At 39.7% G+C, this 20,374-nt stretch carries 19 protein-coding genes; 11 read left to right on the top strand and 8 right to left on the bottom strand.

Going from position 1 to position 20,374, the window contains the following annotated elements; all coding sequences use genetic code 11:
• Window positions 1–19: 19 nt before the first annotated feature.
• From ABF638_RS25140 to ABF638_RS25130, 3 genes are all read right to left on the bottom strand, one after another.
• Window positions 20–457, bottom strand: a complete 438-nt coding sequence (locus ABF638_RS25140; protein ID WP_435025639.1) for a hypothetical protein — start codon at window positions 455–457, stop codon at window positions 20–22.
• 663 nt (window positions 458–1,120) lie between these two features.
• The gene (locus tag ABF638_RS25135; protein ID WP_435025638.1) at window positions 1,121–1,654 is read right to left on the bottom strand and encodes a helix-turn-helix domain-containing protein; all 534 of its coding nucleotides are present in this window, start codon (window positions 1,652–1,654) and stop codon (window positions 1,121–1,123) included.
• 130 nt (window positions 1,655–1,784) lie between these two features.
• Complete coding sequence (locus tag ABF638_RS25130; RefSeq protein ID WP_435025637.1) at window positions 1,785–3,020, bottom strand: hypothetical protein; 1,236 nt, start codon at window positions 3,018–3,020, stop codon at window positions 1,785–1,787.
• 620 nt (window positions 3,021–3,640) lie between these two features.
• On the opposite strand from ABF638_RS25130, the gene ABF638_RS25125 reads away from it, so the two are divergent.
• Window positions 3,641–5,764 carry a pentapeptide repeat-containing protein gene (locus tag ABF638_RS25125; protein WP_435025636.1) on the top strand — a complete coding sequence of 708 codons (2,124 nt, stop codon included), beginning with the start codon at window positions 3,641–3,643 and terminating at the stop codon, window positions 5,762–5,764.
• A gap of 224 nt (window positions 5,765–5,988) precedes the next feature.
• Here ABF638_RS25125 and ABF638_RS25120 read toward each other — a convergent pair whose 3' ends face one another.
• Both ABF638_RS25120 and ABF638_RS25115 read right to left on the bottom strand, forming a co-directional pair.
• Window positions 5,989–7,329, bottom strand: coding sequence for a hypothetical protein (locus ABF638_RS25120; protein WP_435025635.1), 1,341 nt, complete (start codon window positions 7,327–7,329; stop codon window positions 5,989–5,991).
• 55 nt (window positions 7,330–7,384) lie between these two features.
• Window positions 7,385–7,987: a tyrosine-type recombinase/integrase gene (locus ABF638_RS25115; protein ID WP_435025634.1), complete on the bottom strand. Its 603-nt coding sequence runs from the start codon at window positions 7,985–7,987 to the stop codon at window positions 7,385–7,387.
• A gap of 737 nt (window positions 7,988–8,724) precedes the next feature.
• On the opposite strand from ABF638_RS25115, the gene ABF638_RS25110 reads away from it, so the two are divergent.
• Window positions 8,725–9,501: a hypothetical protein gene (locus ABF638_RS25110; RefSeq protein WP_435025633.1), complete on the top strand. Its 777-nt coding sequence runs from the start codon at window positions 8,725–8,727 to the stop codon at window positions 9,499–9,501.
• 689 nt (window positions 9,502–10,190) lie between these two features.
• Here ABF638_RS25110 and ABF638_RS25105 read toward each other — a convergent pair.
• From ABF638_RS25105 to ABF638_RS25095, 3 genes are all read right to left on the bottom strand, one after another.
• Window positions 10,191–10,682, bottom strand: coding sequence for an excalibur calcium-binding domain-containing protein (locus ABF638_RS25105; RefSeq protein ID WP_435025632.1), 492 nt, complete (start codon window positions 10,680–10,682; stop codon window positions 10,191–10,193).
• A gap of 13 nt (window positions 10,683–10,695) precedes the next feature.
• Window positions 10,696–13,599, bottom strand: coding sequence for a DUF3854 domain-containing protein (locus ABF638_RS25100; protein ID WP_435025631.1), 2,904 nt, complete (start codon window positions 13,597–13,599; stop codon window positions 10,696–10,698).
• A 422-nt stretch (window positions 13,600–14,021) separates the two neighbouring features.
• On the bottom strand, window positions 14,022–14,249 hold the full coding sequence (locus ABF638_RS25095) for a hypothetical protein (protein WP_435025630.1): 228 nt from the start codon (window positions 14,247–14,249) through the stop codon (window positions 14,022–14,024).
• A 161-nt stretch (window positions 14,250–14,410) separates the two neighbouring features.
• Here ABF638_RS25095 and ABF638_RS25090 point away from each other — a divergent pair, with 161 nt between their 5' ends.
• From ABF638_RS25090 to ABF638_RS25050, 9 genes are all read left to right on the top strand, one after another.
• Window positions 14,411–14,575: a hypothetical protein gene (locus ABF638_RS25090; RefSeq protein ID WP_167756050.1), complete on the top strand. Its 165-nt coding sequence runs from the start codon at window positions 14,411–14,413 to the stop codon at window positions 14,573–14,575.
• 266 nt (window positions 14,576–14,841) lie between these two features.
• Complete coding sequence (locus tag ABF638_RS25085) at window positions 14,842–15,939, top strand: ParM/StbA family protein (protein ID WP_435025629.1); 1,098 nt, start codon at window positions 14,842–14,844, stop codon at window positions 15,937–15,939.
• Window positions 15,920–16,114, top strand: a complete 195-nt coding sequence (locus ABF638_RS25080; protein ID WP_435025628.1) for a hypothetical protein — start codon at window positions 15,920–15,922, stop codon at window positions 16,112–16,114. Before ABF638_RS25085 ends, ABF638_RS25080 begins: the two co-directional genes overlap by 20 nt.
• A 1-nt stretch (window position 16,115) precedes the next feature.
• Window positions 16,116–16,337, top strand: a complete 222-nt coding sequence (locus ABF638_RS25075; RefSeq protein ID WP_435025627.1) for a hypothetical protein — start codon at window positions 16,116–16,118, stop codon at window positions 16,335–16,337.
• Window positions 16,338–16,432: 95 nt separating this feature from the next.
• Window positions 16,433–16,690, top strand: coding sequence for a hypothetical protein (locus tag ABF638_RS25070; protein WP_435025626.1), 258 nt, complete (start codon window positions 16,433–16,435; stop codon window positions 16,688–16,690).
• A gap of 1 nt (window position 16,691) precedes the next feature.
• The gene (locus tag ABF638_RS25065) at window positions 16,692–17,102 is read left to right on the top strand and encodes a hypothetical protein (RefSeq protein ID WP_435025625.1); all 411 of its coding nucleotides are present in this window, start codon (window positions 16,692–16,694) and stop codon (window positions 17,100–17,102) included.
• Window positions 17,102–17,818, top strand: coding sequence for a hypothetical protein (locus tag ABF638_RS25060; protein WP_435025624.1), 717 nt, complete (start codon window positions 17,102–17,104; stop codon window positions 17,816–17,818). The genes ABF638_RS25065 and ABF638_RS25060 overlap by 1 nt, the downstream gene beginning before the upstream one ends.
• Before the next feature lie 66 nt (window positions 17,819–17,884).
• Window positions 17,885–19,783 (top strand): hypothetical protein, encoded by a 1,899-nt coding sequence (locus ABF638_RS25055; RefSeq protein ID WP_435025623.1) that lies wholly within the window; start codon window positions 17,885–17,887, stop codon window positions 19,781–19,783.
• Between the two features lie 61 nt (window positions 19,784–19,844).
• Window positions 19,845–20,252, top strand: a complete 408-nt coding sequence (locus tag ABF638_RS25050) for a ribonuclease HI family protein (RefSeq protein ID WP_435025622.1) — start codon at window positions 19,845–19,847, stop codon at window positions 20,250–20,252.
• Window positions 20,253–20,374 lie beyond the last annotated feature (122 nt).

The following is a 20,374-nucleotide window of genomic DNA, read 5'->3' as shown; positions in this document are numbered from 1 at the left end:
TGTTGTTGTTTGCCCGTTTCTAAATCAAGAAGCTCGATGCCACCCCTAACCAGGGACTGATCGTTTCTAGAATAGGTTTAACCCTTTGCCAGAGCGAGGTTCCTGCTTGCACCGTTTCACCAGCCTCTTTGAGCACCTTAGTCGCTCGTTGCAGGCTCTTAGCAGCAAACTCCTTATCGGGCTTCTCTGCTTGAATTTCGTCGTTAGCAGTTTCAATGCTACGAATGGCTTTGTCCTTTTGCTCAGAAGGTAGGTCTGAGCTTTGCAAAAGACCTTTTAGCTGTTCGAGGAGTGCGGTTACCTCGACAGAAGTCAGGGGTTGATCGGTTACTCCTTCAATATTCTGCTGGGACTGATTGGCCGTCAGGTCACGACCTGATTGACCGCCGATTTGAACATCGGACAGTTGACCACCACTAATGCTGAAGTTTTGAGAAGGCTTTTGATCTGATTGCATAGTACTCCCCCTGTAAATACTTCTCTACAGAATGTATCACTACCTGTATTAACAAAAGATGAAGTTTTAGCTGTTTTTAAATAAAGGCGGATACGCATCAACTTTTAATCGGGTGGAGCTAGGCGTAATGCTAGATAGTCTGTTATGAAGTGCTACGCAGAGTTAGTTGCAAAGTCTCGATTTTATTTTTGGTTTTGGAACTTGTCCTTATATCTACTGGTTTTGATGCCAAAAATTCATCAATTTCTCTTACTTGTGAAAAAAATATTCCGATACTGTTTAGAGATGTAAACGCTTCTGCAAGTAGCTTGCTCAACACTGGCTCCCAAAACCCCTGCTATTCAAGCCTTTTTACTGGCTCATCAAACTTTTTCTTACTTCTGGGAAATATCATCAATAAATAGCTTATGAATTCTAAATGTCATTGATTGGAATCTATATTTGAGCTTAATGCCTTTAGCCCTTAAAAAACTCAAGTTTAGACACCACAAACTTGGTCAATCAGTTGATGTCTGCAATCATTCGTTACATGGATAGCAGCCATGACAGCGATCGCATAAATGAACATTGGTATTGAATCTCGTCAAATGTCGCCACCGTTTCAAAGGGTTATACCTGCTAATTGCTATTGGCGAGTTTTACACTGTCGCAGTTTGACGAGATTCAAAACAGCTTATCAACGTACTGTTCCAGGTCTGTACGCTTAACTCGCCAGCTTTTACCGATGACTTTGGCTTTTAAGTTACCTGCTGTAATTGCATCCCTGAGAAATTCTCTAGATAATCCAGTTAACGCCTGTGCCTCAGCGATGGTCAGCAGTAACTTATCAGCTATTGGCACTAGTGGCTGAGTGTCAGCCTTACCTAGTAATGTTTCAATGATTCCAGATAGCTTTTCAATTACGCCAATCTCGCCAAATCCCGAAACCTCGTCAAATCTCGCAATCTCGCCAGAGTTATGTGTGAGTTTATCTGTCTGTTGCTGTGGCTCTGTCGCTATTTGGCGAGATTCAAAGGCAGGTTTAATTGTCGGTTGTTCTAGTTCGGCTTTGAAGGTTTCTAGCTCTATGGGGTCAAAGTTGGCAGTTGACCGGGTTTTGCCTTTCTCGTACTTGACGCTGATTTTACCCTGCTGGACATAACGCTCAATGGCGCGAACGCTTACACCTAGATAATCTGCTGCTTCCTGCTTGTTCATAAATATCGCCAAATATCGACAGTCGTCAAGATGGTATCAAATTGTTGGCGAGTTTTGGCGAACTTTGTTGTAAAAAAAACTCTATATTTCACTGCTATATCGGGATAGTTGTAAAAAAAAACTCTATATTTTACTTCATCATAGGCTTAATATCATTTAATTGAAGAGTTTCTCCTGATATCTCAATAACTAATTTATTTACAATATTTTCAATCTCTTGAGAAGACTTACAAAACATTAATTTTTTATTCATTTCGGTTAGTTGATTCTGAAGACTATCTTCTTCTTCTCCGTCCTTAATTTTTTTTTGTAGTTCTTCTCTTAGCTCATAATGAATATCTTTATATTCGAGATTAATGTGGGCAGACTCAGAGCTTCCTAAGTGATGCCCAGCTAAATGGTCAATTTCCCGAATCCAAAATTCTAATTCTGGTTCTATTAGACATCTATAAAGTATTTCTTCCACATTTTCCTTGTCTTTTTTTTGTAGATAAGCCAACGAGCATAACTGATAATATCTCATTTTATATTCTTGTAGCATATTCACTGATTCTTCAGAATCTAGTGTGTTGGATTCTTTATCATTTTCTACTTCTACAATTTCTTTATGAAAATAGAAACGTAGTTGATATGTAGCTTGTTTTACTTCTCGTCTGATTTCGGCTTCAGTAAAGTGTCTTTGAGTGTGTAATCTTTTGTACTTGGCGATTTGAGCGTAACTCATTTTGCCGTTCATAATCATATCTAAAATTTCATAGTAAGATACAGAAAATTTTTGTAAAACTTTCAAAGAAATTTGAATATTTTTGATATCTCTCTCTATCTGTTGTTCTGAAATAAATACTTCATTTTCTGAAGTAGATTTTTTGGGTTTTGGTGCTTCAGATACCATCATTTTAAAGCTAATCCACCGTAAAAGACTTGTTATGCTATTAACATCTAGTTTAGGAATACCGTAATTAATAATGGCAATAATCAGCATGGCACGCCAAAGATAGTTACGAACAATATCTTTCTGTTTCAAAACCCTATCTTCAATCTCATCTTTCCTCAGACCTCTCTCTGAAGAAGATTCTACGAAAGATAATTGCACTGCAAACCGTCTTATGACTTCTGATATTGACCAAAAGATAGGGATAGGAGGTTCTAAAAAACCTTTGAGACGCGAATTTAGTGGAGTTTCAAGTACTGATGCATCGCGTCCTACTCTTTCTATAAATTCGGAAGCTGATACTCCTTCAGCATCTGCTTTTTCCTTGATAGCATCCCAGGCAGTGTCCGTGACAGACAAACTTCGCACTACTTTTTTTTCATTAGGATTTTTCTTTGGTTCCCGTGCCGAGTTCGTTTTATTTTTTACTGACATAAACAAATAGGTTCGTGAGTGGATTAAACAATATTCTACACTATATTTTTAGTACACTATTAACTTATATAAGATATTAAGTTATGAATATAACTTTTATACATTTTCAATTATTTAATTTTGTTAATTGCCAAATAAATACATAAACCTTATGATAGGTTGAAAATATAACTAATTATGAGGTTTAATGAGCCATTACGCTAAAAGGTAGTTTAAAGCTTAAAACCTTACGGTATATGTATTTCAACTACCAAGATTTAGTAAAGTACTCAAAGTGCTAAATAATTTATGAATTATTTAGCACAGTAAGAATTTGCAATCCTGGCATTTAATTGTATAAATTAATACAGTAATGGTTCTGGTGATTGGAATATAAAAACCGACTCATCAATTTCTTGCTGTTACTTTCGGAATAAATTCTTACTAATTTAATCCGATATAGACAATCTGGAACTAGTATAGGTCATCGGAAATAAGCCAACCATTCAGATTTTTTTAACTGAATATTTTTTAGTTACATACAAGTATTTTCTATCCTTAGCTCTGAAAATAGAGATGATTGTATGGTAATTACTTTTATGTCCATATTTATCCTTTACACCTTTTTGGGAGTAGCTAAGATGAATGCAGAAGAGCTTTTAGAAGAGTATACGAGAGGCGAAAGAAACTTTACTAGGGTGAGTATTATTAATCAATCATTGCAAGAAGTAAGACTTAAAAATATTACTTTTCGTAATTGCGACTTGCGTGGAACAAGCTTTGCAGGAAGTGATTTGAGAAGCGCTAATTTCCTAGATAATACTAAAATTAACGGAACAAATTTTCATGATACAGATTTGACTGGTGCAAATTTTCAAGGTGCAAAAACAGGTTTTTACTATAATTGGCAGTTTCTTATCATCGCATTAATATTATTTGTTTGTGGATTATCAGGATTTACATCGGCAATTTTAATCACATTTTTACGATACTATCTAACCAGAAGAAATACTTCTTTGTTATTAGTTATTATAATAGCAACATTCTTTATTAGTACTATCAGAACAATAATAATCAATTTTCAACAATATTTTTTGTTAGACTTAAATATAGTTTTATCTATTGCTGCTATTGTGGTCGTTGCGTGTACTGGGATAGTTGCAACAAGTGTAAATGAATCAGAAGCAATAAAATCAGTATCATGGATACTTGTTTTTATAGGATTAGTTATTCTCATATTCTTTTATGCAACAAGTCAATTAGCATTTATTGAGAAACAGATATCAACATTACCGCTTTTAACTAAGACTTTCACTAGCATAAACAAATTCGGTGATGGGAGTTACCTCAAAGGAATAATTACAGGATTGATTGGTGCAATTGTTGGTGCTATTTACAGTAAAAAAGCAATTAAAGGAGATAAAGAATTTGTATGGATGTGGAGATTTTTTATTCAAATATTGATAGAACATTGTGGAACAATTTTTACAAAGTCTCAATTACGTAATGCTGACTTTACGGGGATAAATCTAAAAGGTAGTTGTTTCAAAAACGCCAAATTTGGCAATACTAAATTTCAAGGTGTTACGTTTTTAGAACGTGCTGATTTTAGAGGTACTTGCTTGCAAAAAAAATCTATTCAAAATTTGGCGAAAAGAGGAGATGGATGTAGACAAAATTTTACAGGAGAAAATTTGACAGGGATAAACCTTAATGGAGCATCTTTAGAAGAAGCTATTTTAATTGGGACAAACTTGATTGATTGTAGTTTAGAAGAAGCAAAATTAAGCTTTGCAAATCTGAAACAAGCTCAACTACAAGGAGCAATTTTAAGTAATGCGACTCTGACGGGTGCTTACATTGAAAATTGGTTAATTGATCGAAATACGAAACTTGATAATGTCAATTGTCTATATATTTCTCTATCAGAAGAACCAAATCAGATGATAAAACCAGAAAATCAATATAATTTTTCTCAAGAAGATGAATTTGTCAATTATGTTCGACCGCAGTTAGAAACCATAAATATCTTCCTAAAATCTGAAAGAAATTATTGGGCAGTAACAGAGTCTTTGTTTCAATTAGCAGAAAAATATCCTAAAGAACAACTGCAATTTCCAATCATTGAACCAGTAATAAATGGTAGTTTGTTGATTCGTATTCCTGTTGTTGGTAATGTAAATAAATCTAGATTACGTAGGGAATTCATAGAACTTTATAATAAGTTGAAAAACTCAACACAACAACTACGGCATCAATATCATTCTCTAGATATATTTGAAGAATATTTACGTATCATTGGCTCAACTAATATCAACATTTATAACACTAATCAACAAGGAGAAAATCCAACAATGAATAGTAATAAGATTAATATATCTGCCAAAAATAACCAGGTTGGTGACAGTAATCAAATTATCGACACATCGGGAAACGGAAATAATCAGGTGTTTAGCGGAGAAAATGGAACAAACAATGTCGCAAATATGATAAATAATTCTAGTCAAGTTGATTCAAAAGAGCTAGATGAATTGAAAAATATCGTAAAAGAAATACTCGATCGAGTACCTCAAAATACTCCAAATTCGGAACTCATACCAGCAGAAGAAATTGTCTCGCAAGAGCTAAAAGGTAATCCGACATTAACAACTAGATTACAAGCTGCTCTTAAAGGAGGAGGTACAGAAGCATTAAAAGCTATATTTAACCACCCTATTTATACAATACCTATTGAAACAATTAAAGGATGGTTAGAAGCTGAATAATCAAAGGGGTTTCATCATCTAATGGTACTACCTTTATTGAAATGTCTTGTTGACAGTGTAATACGGTCTTAATCCTTACTGTGCGGATCTTTAACCCCAATGTTGTCAAACTACCAATTCCCGACTTTTCTCCCTAAAAAGTCCTACCCAATGACGGGGATAAAAGTTTATGGATGGATGGTATTGTCTCAATTTTTGCTGATTTTTTCTCTTGAAAACTAAATTCAGTTAGACGATTCAAAACTATCTTCTTCGATTGTGTCTTCTTCGATTGTGTCTTCTTCGGTTAAATCTTCTTCTATAAAATTTAAAGGTTGATTTGATACTAAATCTATTTCAACTTTACTAATAATATCTACAATTTTTTGGTTAAGGCTTTTGATAGAATCTATACGAGATAAAATACTTTCTTCAGTAAATACCATATCAGCATGATTAACAATAACACTTCTAAATTGAGCTATTAAAGTCATTTCTGTTTTAAAGTTCGATGGCAAGATATGTTTTCTTTTAGCAAAATTACACAAACTTCTCCAATTATTTCTAGCTTTTAGAAGCTTCTCTTTTTCTTCATTAGTCTTTGCTGTTAAAAATACAAGCTTGAAAATATTTTCGTTTATTAATTTCCATAAATTTAAGAAATCAGCATATAAATTACTAATGCTTATTGCAACATTTTCAGCAACACTCTCTCGATCAGATTGGGAAATATTTATTTTATCAAGATTGTCTATCGCACTCTGAAGCTTTTCTTTTACTTCTCTGGAAATTTTTAATAATTCTTCAAATTCGTTCCTTTTAATTAACTTATTATGTGCAACTTTACACCTAATATCATATATTTTTTCCCAACGATTCTTCAAATAATCACTATCGCATTCCACAAGAGGCGAAGAGAAGTATCTCTCCCAGTTGGAAGTGGGAACTGAAGCCTTAAGCTCATTAAAGTCTAAATCCTCTTTTGAAACAGCATTCTTGATTTTATCCATTAATTTATTTACATTAGAAGTTGAATAAGCCTTAAATAAGAAATTAGATAGTTGGATAAAATCGATTTCATAGAGGTAATTTTGAGATTCCATTGTACTTTTATTTCTAATTGAATCCATAACTTCTTTTGGTATTGTTTCTTTCGTCCACCCCAATCCAACTTTAGTTAACATAAACTTGGTGATAAGTTTTCTCATGAAATTTTCCAATTCATGAATAACTGGATATGCTTGCTCACAAAGGTTACTGCTAATGTCATCCCATAGTATCTCTGGAGGCTTACCGCTAACTTTTATTAATATATTTCTTATAGACTTTAAAAGAGACTCAAAGATATCTAAGTTTTTAACTAACCCATCATAGATTAACCATATATGAAAAAATTTTTGACGTTCAGTAGATATATCGCCAAATTGTACTTCGTAATTTACATTTATTCCCTTATATTTTAAGATATTACCTTCAATGTTTATATCTTCATGAGCCTGAAGTAGATTATTAAAAGCTTTTGCACTTTGACAAAATGGCTCTTTTGAGTCAATTACAACCAAATATTCAACTCTGTATTCATTCATAATTTATAAGAGCAAAGTGGTACTACAACGAGTAAAACATACGGCTAGAAGGATGTCACAAATCTCCCCAATCGAAATTCAAGAAACGTCGAGCATTTAGCTTGGTATATTTCTCCGTGTGTTTAATATCGCGGTGTCCCAAAAAGTCTTGAATCTCTCTGGTGTTATAACCCTGATTCACCAGATAGTAACCGCAGGCATGGCGCATCATGTGACAGTGAACTTTGATATCAAGCCCAGCCTGCACTGCCAGCCGCCCAAGCAGCTTTCGCACTGCATCAGTTGACATCACCTCACCACGCTCGGAAACGAAAATATATTTGCTATCGGGCAGCATCTCTCTGAGTTCTTTGAGCAATTCCAGTTCATCATCTCTCAGGGGATGCACCCCTGAATCACTGCCCTTTTCCCTGGTGATGAAAATCTGACGTTCGGCCCACATCAGTGCATCCCAGCGCAAGCCGCATTTAGAACCTACAGCTTCCCCCACCCTTAGACCGTGGCGAAACATCATCAGCATCAGTGTATAATCACGGTGGGAATAACGAGCTTTACGATCGAGTGCGGCATCGAGCAGCGATCGCACCTCACTTGGTGTAAGGTATTCTCTAGACCTGTAATGTTTGTTGGGTAGACGAACTGGGGGCGGTGGCCTCATTTATTCTCGGTGGTAGTGTCCGGTTTACGCGTTTTATTATGGACAGTCTACACCGCTACAAGCCCCATTACTCCGTTGAGAGACAAGCCACTGAGAAGTTATTGCAAATAATTATCAATTAATCAATACCTCCATCTTGGCTCAATGCCAAATTAGGGATATTGTCGCCACTGCTGTCAAAAAAAAGCTGACATCTAGAGCAAAGTTTGGCATGGCGCTACCATGACCTTTCTTTAATGTCTAAGAGTAAGAAGCTATAAGACGGTGATGCCAAATAATCAGCTTTTTGGTCACTTACATTGTGTTATTTCCAGAGTCTATACGGTCGGAAGCGGCACTAAATTAGCGATCACTGCTATGCTACGTTTTGTAATAAACGTATAAAAATCATTGACACTACCATTTTATTTCATTAAAACTTATATAAATTTTGCTGAATTTTTAATTATTAAAAGTATCTTTTGTCAAGTAGAAATTATGCTGAAAATTGAGGAAACACGGAGGTATTAAGTTAATTCTTGTATTGAACTTATTAGGCAAGAATGAATCATGCGTATCAAGATGACGCGATCGCTGGCTCAAAAATTGTGTTTCCGACCCCGATTTTCAGCAATATTTTAAGTACTATTGCTTATTGACAAAAGATGTTCGACCTTAACCTCTCACGAATGGTATTTGAGAGAGTTCAAATCGGACTTATTAGTAAATTTATACTATAGTTATAAAGTTAGCGAGATATGGAAAGCACTTTAATAGCTGCTATTTCTGCCATAGTTGGTTTTGTAGGTAAGTCTCTTTTAGACTCTTTCTTCAAACGAAGAGAAGCAAATCATGAAGTATCTAAAAAATATTCCCGTCCTATATTGTTTGCAGCGGCAGAATTGCAAGATAGGTTATGGGGGCTAACCCAAAGACAAGCTATATCTCCAAATCCTAGCCTTCTCAGAGAGGATAAAGATGAATTATTCTCGTTAACATTTTCAATAACTAAAAGACATTATTTGACTAGTATTATTTACCTGTTTGCACGATACTTTGCTTATATTGAAATTCTTAAAAAAAAGGTTCAATTTATTGAATTGAAAAAAAATAATGATTCAAAAAGTTTTGCAATATTAATGAAATCGGCTGAACGTGCGCTTTCTGAAGAACAGCTAATAAACTTAGCTAAAACCCCAATGAAGTATGATCGACAGATATTTAAATTACAACAGGCATATATAGGTGAGAAGCTGATTTTGGAGAAAGAGAAAGAATTATATTGTATGAGTTTCGCGGAATTTTCCGACAAATTTGAGATTTTCTCATCTGAGGCAGATTTTAAGGATTTGATAGATTTCCTCACTAGAGCAGTGTCAAATAATCAAGAAGATTTTTGTTTGTCACGCTGTTGCCTGCTATTAAATGCACTAGTTGATTTGATTAATTTTCTTGATCCTAAGTGCCAGTATGTTTCTTCAAAAGACCGTGAAAAAGTGATAGTGCCAGGAATTGATGGCTATGGGGTCAAATGAGCAATGATACTGAAAGTTACGCTAAGGACTTGATGAGCCACTTTCAATACTGCGATCACTAGAAATAAAACTGTACCAATTAAAGTCTCTGAAATTTGGCGTAGATATAGCGAAGCTGTCACCAGGGGCAAGATAGACTGGCAACTCTTACTCTATATAGGTTTCAGCGATGTTTGAGTAAAATTGACACCAGGGGACAAAACTGAGGTATCCATAGCTACAAAAACCGGAGTATTTATTAACTTTATTTACAGGTTTTACAGCTAGGGCAATGATCATCTTTTGGCGTGAATTGACTGAAACTCTTTGAAATCAAGGTTTGTAGCCCAATCCAAAGACTCCAACCAAACAGTATTATTAATTCTGTGTGCTAGGCGAAAAGCAATTATGGGGTGAAAAGTAGCAGTGCATTCATGCAGAAATTCTAGTTCGATGTCAAAAATGCTATAGCGTAGATATAGCAATAGTTTCCAGCTATCTTGCCCCTCATAACAGCTTCGCTATATTTACCCCAATTTAGAAGCTTCAAAGCCTTGTTGTGCCGTATTAAATTGCTGCACCAAATAGCCTATAGGTTAATTGGTACATTGAGAATTGCCAAAAATATCGATTAACATAATGCCTATCCAGTAAGGGTTACAGCCTTAGCGTAAGTTTCTGCACGGTTGCTCATTTGACCCCCATCTCAACTAGTTTTCACAAGCTACGCCATCCATATCCCGATCTCGCTCTTCAGTATAATTTGCTTCATTACGCTGTATATTCACTATTCCAATTTCATGCAGTACATCACACGTTCCTTCTATGTACTCAGATGCCAGTTCATCACATACCTTGTTCATCAATGCTTGCGAAGCTGTTGACTCTATTTTTATTTCCTTGCTTTCACCATCTATAAGAACATCCCACGATGTGCCTTTAAACTTACCTTCCCTCACATTAGCTCTGTAAAACGAACCACATTGGCTCAGATGAGTGGAACCTTGCCTAACTCTTACACCAGACTTATCCTCGATCTGATACCGAAATCCCAAATAACCGTGTTCATTGTCGATTTGTAGAGAACCAGTATCAAAATATAGTTTTTCGCCTGATGGTGTCTCTCCTACTTGCACAAATCTAGCCATTGCCGGACAAGCGGCAAGCGTTACCGCAATGGCTAATCCTAAAAATCTTTTCATGTTATTAGTTGCCCTAAGTATCCAAAAACTCCAGTTCACTAACATCAATGAGATTTAATCCACCCGCCGCAGCGCCAGGACGCAACGGTGAAGGAGCAGTGAACGGTTGTCCGGTTCGGGCAGAAACCAAAAGCACTTTATCACTACCACAGGAAACCCAAGAGATTTTATATTCTTCGCCGCCTGAAAGTAGCCGGACACGATCTCCTTTAACGGGTTGGCGAGTGGTGACGGATGGTGACGGCTGTGGTGATGGCTGTGGTGACGGCTCAAAACCATTATTTGGACTGGCTTTTACGCTGGGTGACGGCTCAAACCCCAATCCACTTTTATTTATTACCAAATCATTTTCAACGGGCTGTGGTGTCAGAGAATTTTCTTCTAACAAAGAATTGTCGATTTGGGACTCTGGCTCGAAAACTAATTCCACTTGTTTTTCTAGCTGACTTATCAAAGTGCCGTCACCATCCGGGAAACCCTTATTGAGTATAGGTTCTGAGCCGTCACCAGTGCCGTCACCAGTGCCGTCACCTTTATTCAAATTTTGAGCGAGGGTGTAATCATGAGTGGGAATGAGATCATCTATCCCAGCCACCCTCAGCCGCAGTCCCCGGATAAATTTACCCGTTTTGGTAGATTCTTTCTCCACTGACCAGCCCAAAACGCTGCGGCACATTTCCAGCAGGTCGGGCGAAAAGTTGTTATGATTTTTCGGTTTGCTGCCAGCCTTATGGCAATAACGGTTGTAAGAACCAAACAGGGTAGTAACGAGAGAGCCATCCTCACCTTCAAAGCGATCGCAGCCAATCGCAGTTTTTGCCATTGAGTCAGCAATCACGCACTGATTCAACCACGCGGCGATCGAGTCAACACGGGTGCGGTTCTCCCAGAACTCCAATGTGCATTCGGGAATTTCTTGCAGACCCTTAATTACGGCGGTTACATGGTCGTCTGATAGACTCAGAACGTAATTGGTAAACGCTGCTAGTTCTGGCTCAAATTCTTTATCAAGATTCCGGCGTTTAATTGGGTCTACAGCATTGTTGCAGGGGAATGAAATTACCCGCCGCTTCACCCGAGAAGCAGCATCACCCATGAAAATTGCCAGATTTGATAAGACCAGCACCATGCCGTCATATTGGTAATGGAAAGCCTTTCTCCCCTTCTCCTCCGCCCGAATGGGATCTTCTCCAGTCAGAGAGAGGAATCTACCCAACTTCCCGGTTTGTCTGTCTTCATCAGCGAAGAGTACCAGCCGCTTCCTGTGAGCATTTGCCCCCTCAAAGCGATTACTGCACCAATCGTCTAGCGTGGTGCTGTGGACGTTTTCTTTACCAATTAAGTTAACAATCAGTCGGCTGAAAGTACCTTTACCTGTCCCACCCAGCCCAATCAGGTGAAGAAATTTCTGTAAATCAGAACGTCCCTTTAATACCGCATTACAGTAGCAAATTAGCAAATCTTTGAGCTGTCTGTTCCCCTCAGCCAAGTGTGTTAGGAATGCGTCGATGTGTGACCAATCTGTGGCTTGAGGATCGTGTGAGCGTGGCAGCTGCCAAGTCAACCGATAACCTGGGGAATGGGGTAAAAATTTCCCAGTCGCAATCTCAAGGACTCCATTGAAAAATGGCATCAGTTCCTTGGGTGAGCGCTCGTTCCATTCCCGCACAAAAAGTTGCGATCGCAGGAACTTGACAATATTAGTAATGTAGCTGTGGGTGCTATAGCCCTCGATGCCCCTGGCAGTGATGATTTGATAAACAATCATCTCTACGGCTTCTTCGGTTTCCCCTGACCATACCCCTGGTAACTTGATCTCGTAGTGCATCCACTGCCTAGCTTCATTGTTGTAAGCTAGGCGATCTCGGAATTCTTCGGCTATCTCCCGGCTGATTATGTCCGCAGTCGGTCTTTTGTCGGTTGAGGAGTCCTTTGAAACAGCAAATTGTGACTCCATGTAAGCGATTGCCTTATTGTAGGCATCGTCAAAAGCCTCTTCTCCCTTGTTCACGATCAAATCGTCCAATCCTTTGCCATCTTTGGGACTCCATTCAACAATAGCAAGGTACGCACCCAGGTTTTGAAGTACAAGTTTTAGCTTTCTTATCCCCCTGGTGACTGCTTTGACGGCTGTTGGTTTTTCATCTTTATCAAAGGCTATGACCAATGTTGAACCAGGGCTGACAAAGCCCGCTAAGTCCGGTATCAGAGCGGGAGGTCTTCCCGGTGCGCCACATTCACAGCCATATAGCCCAATCATGATGTGTCCTATCGATAGGGCGCTAAGGGTCTTTTTACCTCCTTCCGTAGCTCCCACCTCATTCACTGACTCTTTCACCCATGGCCAGAAATTACCGAACATCGGCACATCCAAGCCAGATTTCTGGGCGATGAGTTGGCGTACTCCTGTTGGGACGGGGGGCAGGAATGCACGATTGCCATCTCCTTTTGGAGCAAAGTATTTGTATGGGCGCTGCTTTTCAATGTCCCAAATGCTAACGACTACTTGCCATACGCTCTTGTCTTCATTAAGAAGAAATGCCGCGTATAATGGCTCATTGGCTTGATGTCTGAATCGCTTGTATTCCCATCCCAATGCGTCGTGTATGGGTGTTTCTACATCGCCCCCCAACCCACATTCAATATCTTGGTGAAACTCTACACACGCATCGAAAATTTCTGGAGCGATTCCACTTCCTTCAATGAAGGACTTACGAATATAGGCTTGGAAATCTTCATAACTCTCAAATCGGTTCTGCTGTCCCTTTTTTGGGGTGCTGCTGGCAGTTTTGGTATTGCGTGCTGCTAAATCTTGCTCCCCTGTGGCTGACTGTGCTATAATTTGGGGATCTGAATTATTCAGTAGTGCGCCATGATGTGAGAGTCCGGGCGCATTCTCAATTTTTACCGTATTCATTTGTGGCTCCTGAATTTAGTGATTACTTTCGATAAAGATTGAGTAATCCCTTTCACTTAAAGGCACGCCACTGTTACGCTAGAGCTATAGAAAAAACTAAATTTTTAGTGTTGCGGTAGGACTGACCGCTTTGGCGACGACTGACAATCGTCTTGGTATGGCATAGCTCTAGTAAGAGATGGTGGCGTACCCTAAAGCAGGTAGGGACTACCCCTTTTTTTGCGTATTTTTGGGCTGTATCTATACAAACATGAATTTTTAGCCTGTGCGCGAAAAAAACAATGAGATTTTGTACGCTTTGATATGCTGGATATTCAGGGCTACCTGGCTTGTGCCAATAGTTCCTGCTGAGAATTTCAACGAGTTGACCTCTGTTATTAACGTGTCTAAGCGCGAGAAAACGTCTAGAATCTGTGCTTTTGTTATGCCGTTTCTTTAGTATTCTGAGAATCTTTCCAAGCAAAATATTCTTTTAATAATTCTTCTAAGCCTTGACTATTATCGACCTCACGTTCTAGGCACAACATTTTAAATCTCCTAAATAAATCTTTTGGTATGTGACCACGTAACGCCACGTAGTCTGGATCATCTTTTTTGGCTGACACGGTAGCTAAATATAAATTTCGCAACTTCTGTCTCCATTGAACCATAAGCTTTACAGAACGTCTAAGAGCGAAGTCGCTATTTCAGGAAGTTGCAACTTCGCAACTTATCCGTTATATTAGCAGACATAAGGCAAAAACGCCAACGGCAGACAAGATACACATATTCTTGGCGACTTTAGCCTGCAAATTTATTTTGAGGAGAATTTATGCGAGTAACAATCAGGCAATCTCTACACCCATTTATCAGCAATAAAGCGCAGGAATTAGGCATTAATGACCACGCAGAGGTCGTTAACTTCCTTTTACTTCAGATTTTGCAAAATTCGATGCTGTCACAGGCTCCTACAAGGGGGAGCCAAGATACTCAGTAGTGTTTCACAGAATGTTTCATGAAACAGTTTCAACGGTTGCATCAATGTTTCAGCCTCATAAGAACCGTGAAACGCCACTTATACCCGCCAGAAACATGAAACATGAAACATGAAACGTTAGTTGATGATGACTACTTTCCCTTGTGACAGTGACGATAAAAAGTTGAAGGTAAAACGATATGTCAAGACCTAAAAAACAACCAACATCTATAAGCGCGGACGCACCCAACACAAACGAGCCTGAAACTATAACAGAGAAAGCATCAATGCCATCAAAAAAGGTAATTCATTTGATGCTAGATGCTGGACGCTCCAGTATTAAATATCAGGCTTTCGTTAATAACGAAACTGGCACAACACCAGTGATGAAGACCGAATCTTTGGTGTGTTGTGTGCCATCAGTACCATTTGGAGAATTAGGAGCTTTCAGCCTAAGCCGAGGCAAAGATGAAAACAACAAAGATGTTGTAGAGCATTGGGTTGTTGGTAGCTCCGCCAGACTGCAAGGTAAGGAATATATAGCAATGAGTGATTCCGAGAATCACAAAGTACACTACTTCCCCATCCTTGCACTAGGCGCGATTGCATCTCTGCCAAATCTGCTTGAGTTGTCCACGGGTACAAGCGCCAAGCGTAGAACCTTGCATATTCGTTTATCAACGCTCTCGCTAGCTTCCCCATTAGAACTAAAAAAAGCCATTGAACAATGCAAGTGGATAGGGGTAGATGGTGTTAGATACCGCCTGTGCTTCTCAAAACTTGGCTTTCTGGGATTTCCAGAGGGATATGGCGCGTCACTCTGGGCAAGCGAACGCTTTGATGATAAGCAGTTCCATACTTTTGATATTGGATATGGTACAGCCACAATCAGCGAATACAGCAATCTCGGCAAATTACCAAAACGGGTAACTTGTAGTCCGAATGGTGGCGGTGGTGTTGCCACACTAATCAAAGAATTCTCCAGAGCATTGAGCAACACCGATTCTTCTAAAATGATTCGCCCCTCCCAACTGCGCGAGATTTTAGAAACTGCAACCGTTGGTAATAACGGCATAAGTGCGATTGCACCTGATGGTGAAGACATTGGGACTGAGTTAGAGAACGCGATTCATTCATGGATGAAAGATTCTCCCTTGGCTTATGCCCTAGATGACGTATCCGTGAAAGCCAGACGCAGCAAAGTAACTTTGTGTGGCGGTGCGTTTGCGATCCCACCCGTGCAGATGTTGATCAAAGAAAGATTACTTAAATCTTGCATTCCAGAAAGTAATTTGTTGATTCCAGAAAATCCGGGAACCGTTGCTTTATCAGAAATGAAAAAACTTTATTTAGGAGAAACGACAGATGTTAAACAAGCGGCTTAATTACAACGTTCCTCAAGACTTGACTCCAGCTATCAGAATGCTTGCAGAAATGGATGGCACAACCCCCGCTTACTGGCTGAGAAAAGCTCTAGAGAAAGTAGTTTCGGAAAGATTTTCTGTCAATAACAATCATCAAATTAACTTAGGGGATTTGGAGGCGATAAGAGGTGAATAATATGATGAACAGTATTGTTAGCACAGAAGAAATAGTAATCATTCTGGCTGGTGTTGAGCAAACTTTAAGGTTGATTCAAGCTACTCCCGAATATAGGAGACTGCAAACATCAGAGCATTTTACTACATCAAATGACTTGGTACTGAATGATGCCATTCAATCAATTTCTGAGGTTTTAGATGGCATTGAAAAAGTACAACTTGCTAACAGTTCTGATGAGTAATAATTGTGCGAACGCTTGCCCGGAGAAGAAAAGCGTTCGCCCAGTTGTGACTTATATCAGGGATGAAATCAGTACACACATTCAAGGATATCAAAATGGCGCACCCCGTAGGATATTACTCCCTCTCTCACGACAATGCACTCATTAAAGATATGTGTGAGACATGGGGCGAAGGACTAGAGAAGATGAGCGAATCAGACACGCTCTGGTTAATTGCAAAAATCGCTCATCAAGCATGGGTAGAGTGTGAGTCTTCTAACCCTCCTAGCAACGAAGCGGAGTCAGTATGGAAGCGACTGCATGAGTTAAAGCAATGGGAAAAATTTGCACTGATTAGCGCAATGGTGCAGTGAGATGTACAAGAAGCAATTGTATTTAGCCTTGGTTGGAGTAAGTGTCTGCTTCTTGCCTGTAATTATCCCCTTAGTACCCAAGTTGGGGGCTTATGCAGAAGCCGAAAGATTAAAAGCCACCGAAGGATTAGAACGAACTCGCATAGAAGAACGGACAAAAACCAGCGATGCCTTATACGAGGCAGGAGTCATGCCCACATCTCGAAAACTGAGAATCACGAATTACTTTGATAGCGCTAAACGCAATCCCAGACCAGACACAACCCTTTATCAAGATGATGAGATTGTTGATGTCTTTGATGCTTCTGGGCGCTGCATAGGTCGGATTGAAGAAGGAATTTGGAAGTGGAAGCACAAAGCCAAAGAGGTTTGTAAAAGCGTTCAAAATATCAAACCAGTGAGGAGAAAATAATGGCGTTAGGAACATCTGGTGCAGAAAGTAATAGCACTGGTAACAGCGATGGTAAACCTAAAGGAAAGAAGCGAACGCTTGGTGAAATCATAGATTTTTGCGCCAAGGCTGTTGTGATGATTGTTGGCTTACCCATTAGGGCCGCCGCCGCCATCGTTAATCAATTTGTTGCTAACGGTGGCGCGGGTCGTGCCTTGGTAGGCGGGATTTTATTTATTGGTGGTTCTGTAATTAGTGCTGATTCAACTTGGCAATTAATTTTTACTGGGCCCCCTGTTTGTCCTTGGTTTGAGCCAACTTGGAATTGGCTAAATGTGCCGTTTGCACTGTTCAATCCTTTGTTCTACTTGGCATTTATGATTTCTGTAGGTGTGCAAGTAATCGAAGCCCATGCCCTACGTGGTAAAAACCCAGATTCAGCTAGGCGGGAACTTCAAGACCACATGGTTTATGAGCTTGAAACCAAGCCTAGTGGCAAAATTGACTTGGTAGGCCAACTCTGGGCGGACTACAAAACCGCAGGTACACGCGATCGCTCTAGTGCTGGGTTAGTTGTGATTGCGGTTTGGGTGTTCGATATTGTCACCACCTTTGCAGCTCGTAACCCGTTTGAATTTACAGCCCCATTCATAATTTTGGGCTGCATCTTATTTAATATCGGCACAATGATGGCAGGTGAAATTGGGTTTGCCATCTGGCGATTGACTAAAGACTGATAATCAATAGCCGCTAAATTGAGCGCGAACTTTGGCGGCTTCTTAACTCAATAAGGGATTTAACTTGTGGAAAATAATATCCCCAAAATCACAACTAAAGAAACTGAACATTTGCGATTGCAGTATCCTAGTCTCTCGCATTTAGAAGCTGGGAATATTTCTGAATGGTTGCAAGAGCGCAAGGATCAATTATTTGAAATGGCGGGGTCGGCTGAGAATGAAGCAGACATGACCCGTGTACTTGGCTTGGTGGCTGGGGGGATTGGAGCAGTTTGTTATGCTGTCAATCCAATGGCTATAGTTGGTGGTTTAATTGGTGGTGCTGCGTGGCTATGGTTTGTTGTCGAACACTCCAACCGCACTAAAGAAATTGCACCAATACCATTTGTACGTGGCAACTTTATAGACGCTCTAGCTCGTGCCGGTGACTATGATAATCGAAGCAATTATCAAGCGGATCATCTTGCTAATACCGTTAAATTTCTAGAGCGACAATCAGCACAAGAGTACGCCTTTCTTCTCGCTGAGTTTGAAAATATTGTCCAGTATTTAACCCAAGTTGAACCAGGAAAACGTTTTTATGCTTATCGCTGGATGTTTGGCTGGTTTGGCAAGCTCAAGGGTCGTCAGCTACCTACTTATCAAAGTATGGCTCTCCATTTACAGGATGTGACGATTGACAGCCGTGTGAATCTGTCAGAGATAAGTGCTATTGCACAAGCTCAAACCCAGTTACCACCCACCGTAGATATTAAACAGTTTCAATCACCACAGATAGATATTCGCCACAGTCCCCAAGCTTCGGAACTTTCTAAACCTACAGAATTACAGCCATCAGCTAATGGGCTTTCACCAGAGACTATAACTCATCTCCCTCTAACGAATAGAGCAAACGCACTCATCGCGGCTTTAACGAAAAGTGGTTTCCAAATAGAAGACATGATGAGTTCTCAGGTGATAGCGATCGCTGGCACTCAGCGAGGTGGTAAGGGAACCTTAGCAGCAATCTTAGCAACATTATCTCTAGCTTTAGATTCGGGATTAAACACCCAATACTTTACAGCCGGGGTGGATGTTTACCCCTTTAGTTGCAATCTGATTTCTGCTCTTAAATACCCTGAGAAAGATGCAGACGGGGCAGATAAACTAGTCGCCCGTGACTTGCTTAAATTTCTTAAAGGTTTAGATGCAAGTGAACCTTACTCCCACAAAAACTTACTGTTAGTCATTGATGAGGCGATGCGGTTGCTGTCCTTACTTGATGAGAGCGATCGCACTTGGGCTATCCAATATTTACTTTCTCGCTTCGCCAAATGTGGCGGTACATTAATCATTGTGTTGCATGGCTCCAACTTAACTTCTGTGGTTGGCAAGGCCACAGCAGGACTAGCAGATACCTTTAAGCAATCGGTTAACTTCATTGGCTGTGTAGCTCAGTCTGTCAGCGCTGGCGGATTGCGAAAGATTAATGTTGCTAGTGGGGAATATTTCAAAGCCAACCCTAATAACTTTGCCGAACCTGTTAGCGGTGGCAATCTCGGCATGATTCCTGACTGGCTAAAGATAGAGTTACACCCAGGAAATGGTCAGCCAGATCCAGCTAGAACATTACTCAAATTTTTCCCGGAACTGGTGCAGCATCACCAGCCAGCAGTTATGCCCAGAGGGGAGAAAATTGCACCAGATGACGCAGTTAATAAACTGGAGTCTATTTTCTCAAAGCCTACCCAAGAGGTTGAAATTGCAGAGATAGAAGAAGTAAGTATTTCTGAGGCTGATTTGTCGCAGATTTTAAACATCGTTACTTCAGCCGTTACAACACCAGTCAGCTTTGCCGCGATTAGAAACAGCCGGAAGTGGGGCGAAGAGAAACCTAGTGTTCGGTATCTAAGGGGTGCGATTGCACAACTTATAGAATCCAAGCAATTGAACGGTAGTGAGAAGTTAGGGTTTACCGCTTTTTAATATTACTGCAATCTCAAAAAGTTGTACATTTACCTCCATAAACCTATGACCTAGAAAAACAATGGATGAAACCGCACTGATTTACTTTGATGGCGGCTCCCGTCCTAATCCAGGCCTTGCTGCGGGTGCTGCCATCATTGAATTTGCAGGGCAGAGGCATACTTTTACTCGCTCTATTTCTCACGCTACCTCTAATGTGGCGGAGTATAGGGGATTGATTCTGGGACTAGAAAAAGCCCTGGAATTGGGCATACAGCAAGCTCGAATTATGGGTGATAGTAAATTGGTAATCTATCAAGTATCTGGCGATTGGAAGGTTAAAAAACTGCATCTGCGACCGCTTTTTTCAGAAGCGCGGTCGCACTTATCCAATTTTGTTAAGCACGAATTAGTATGGATACCACGAGGGCAGAACACCTTAGCTGATGCTACCGTTAATGAATGTATCGATTCAGCAAATACTCATTAATTATTTCTATCCACAGGGGCAAATATCGCGTTATGGTGTTTGCCCCTCTGGCTATATATTGCCCTTTATCTTCGATTTCGGTCAGTCCCCAAACGCTTTTCTATCCGTTGTAGCTTGACATT

This window comes from Nostoc sp. CALU 1950 (genome assembly GCF_051172895.1).
Taxonomy (GTDB): Bacteria; Cyanobacteriota; Cyanobacteriia; order Cyanobacteriales; family Nostocaceae; genus Nostoc; species Nostoc edaphicum_A.
This window is presented reverse-complemented; position numbering and strand designations above follow the sequence as displayed.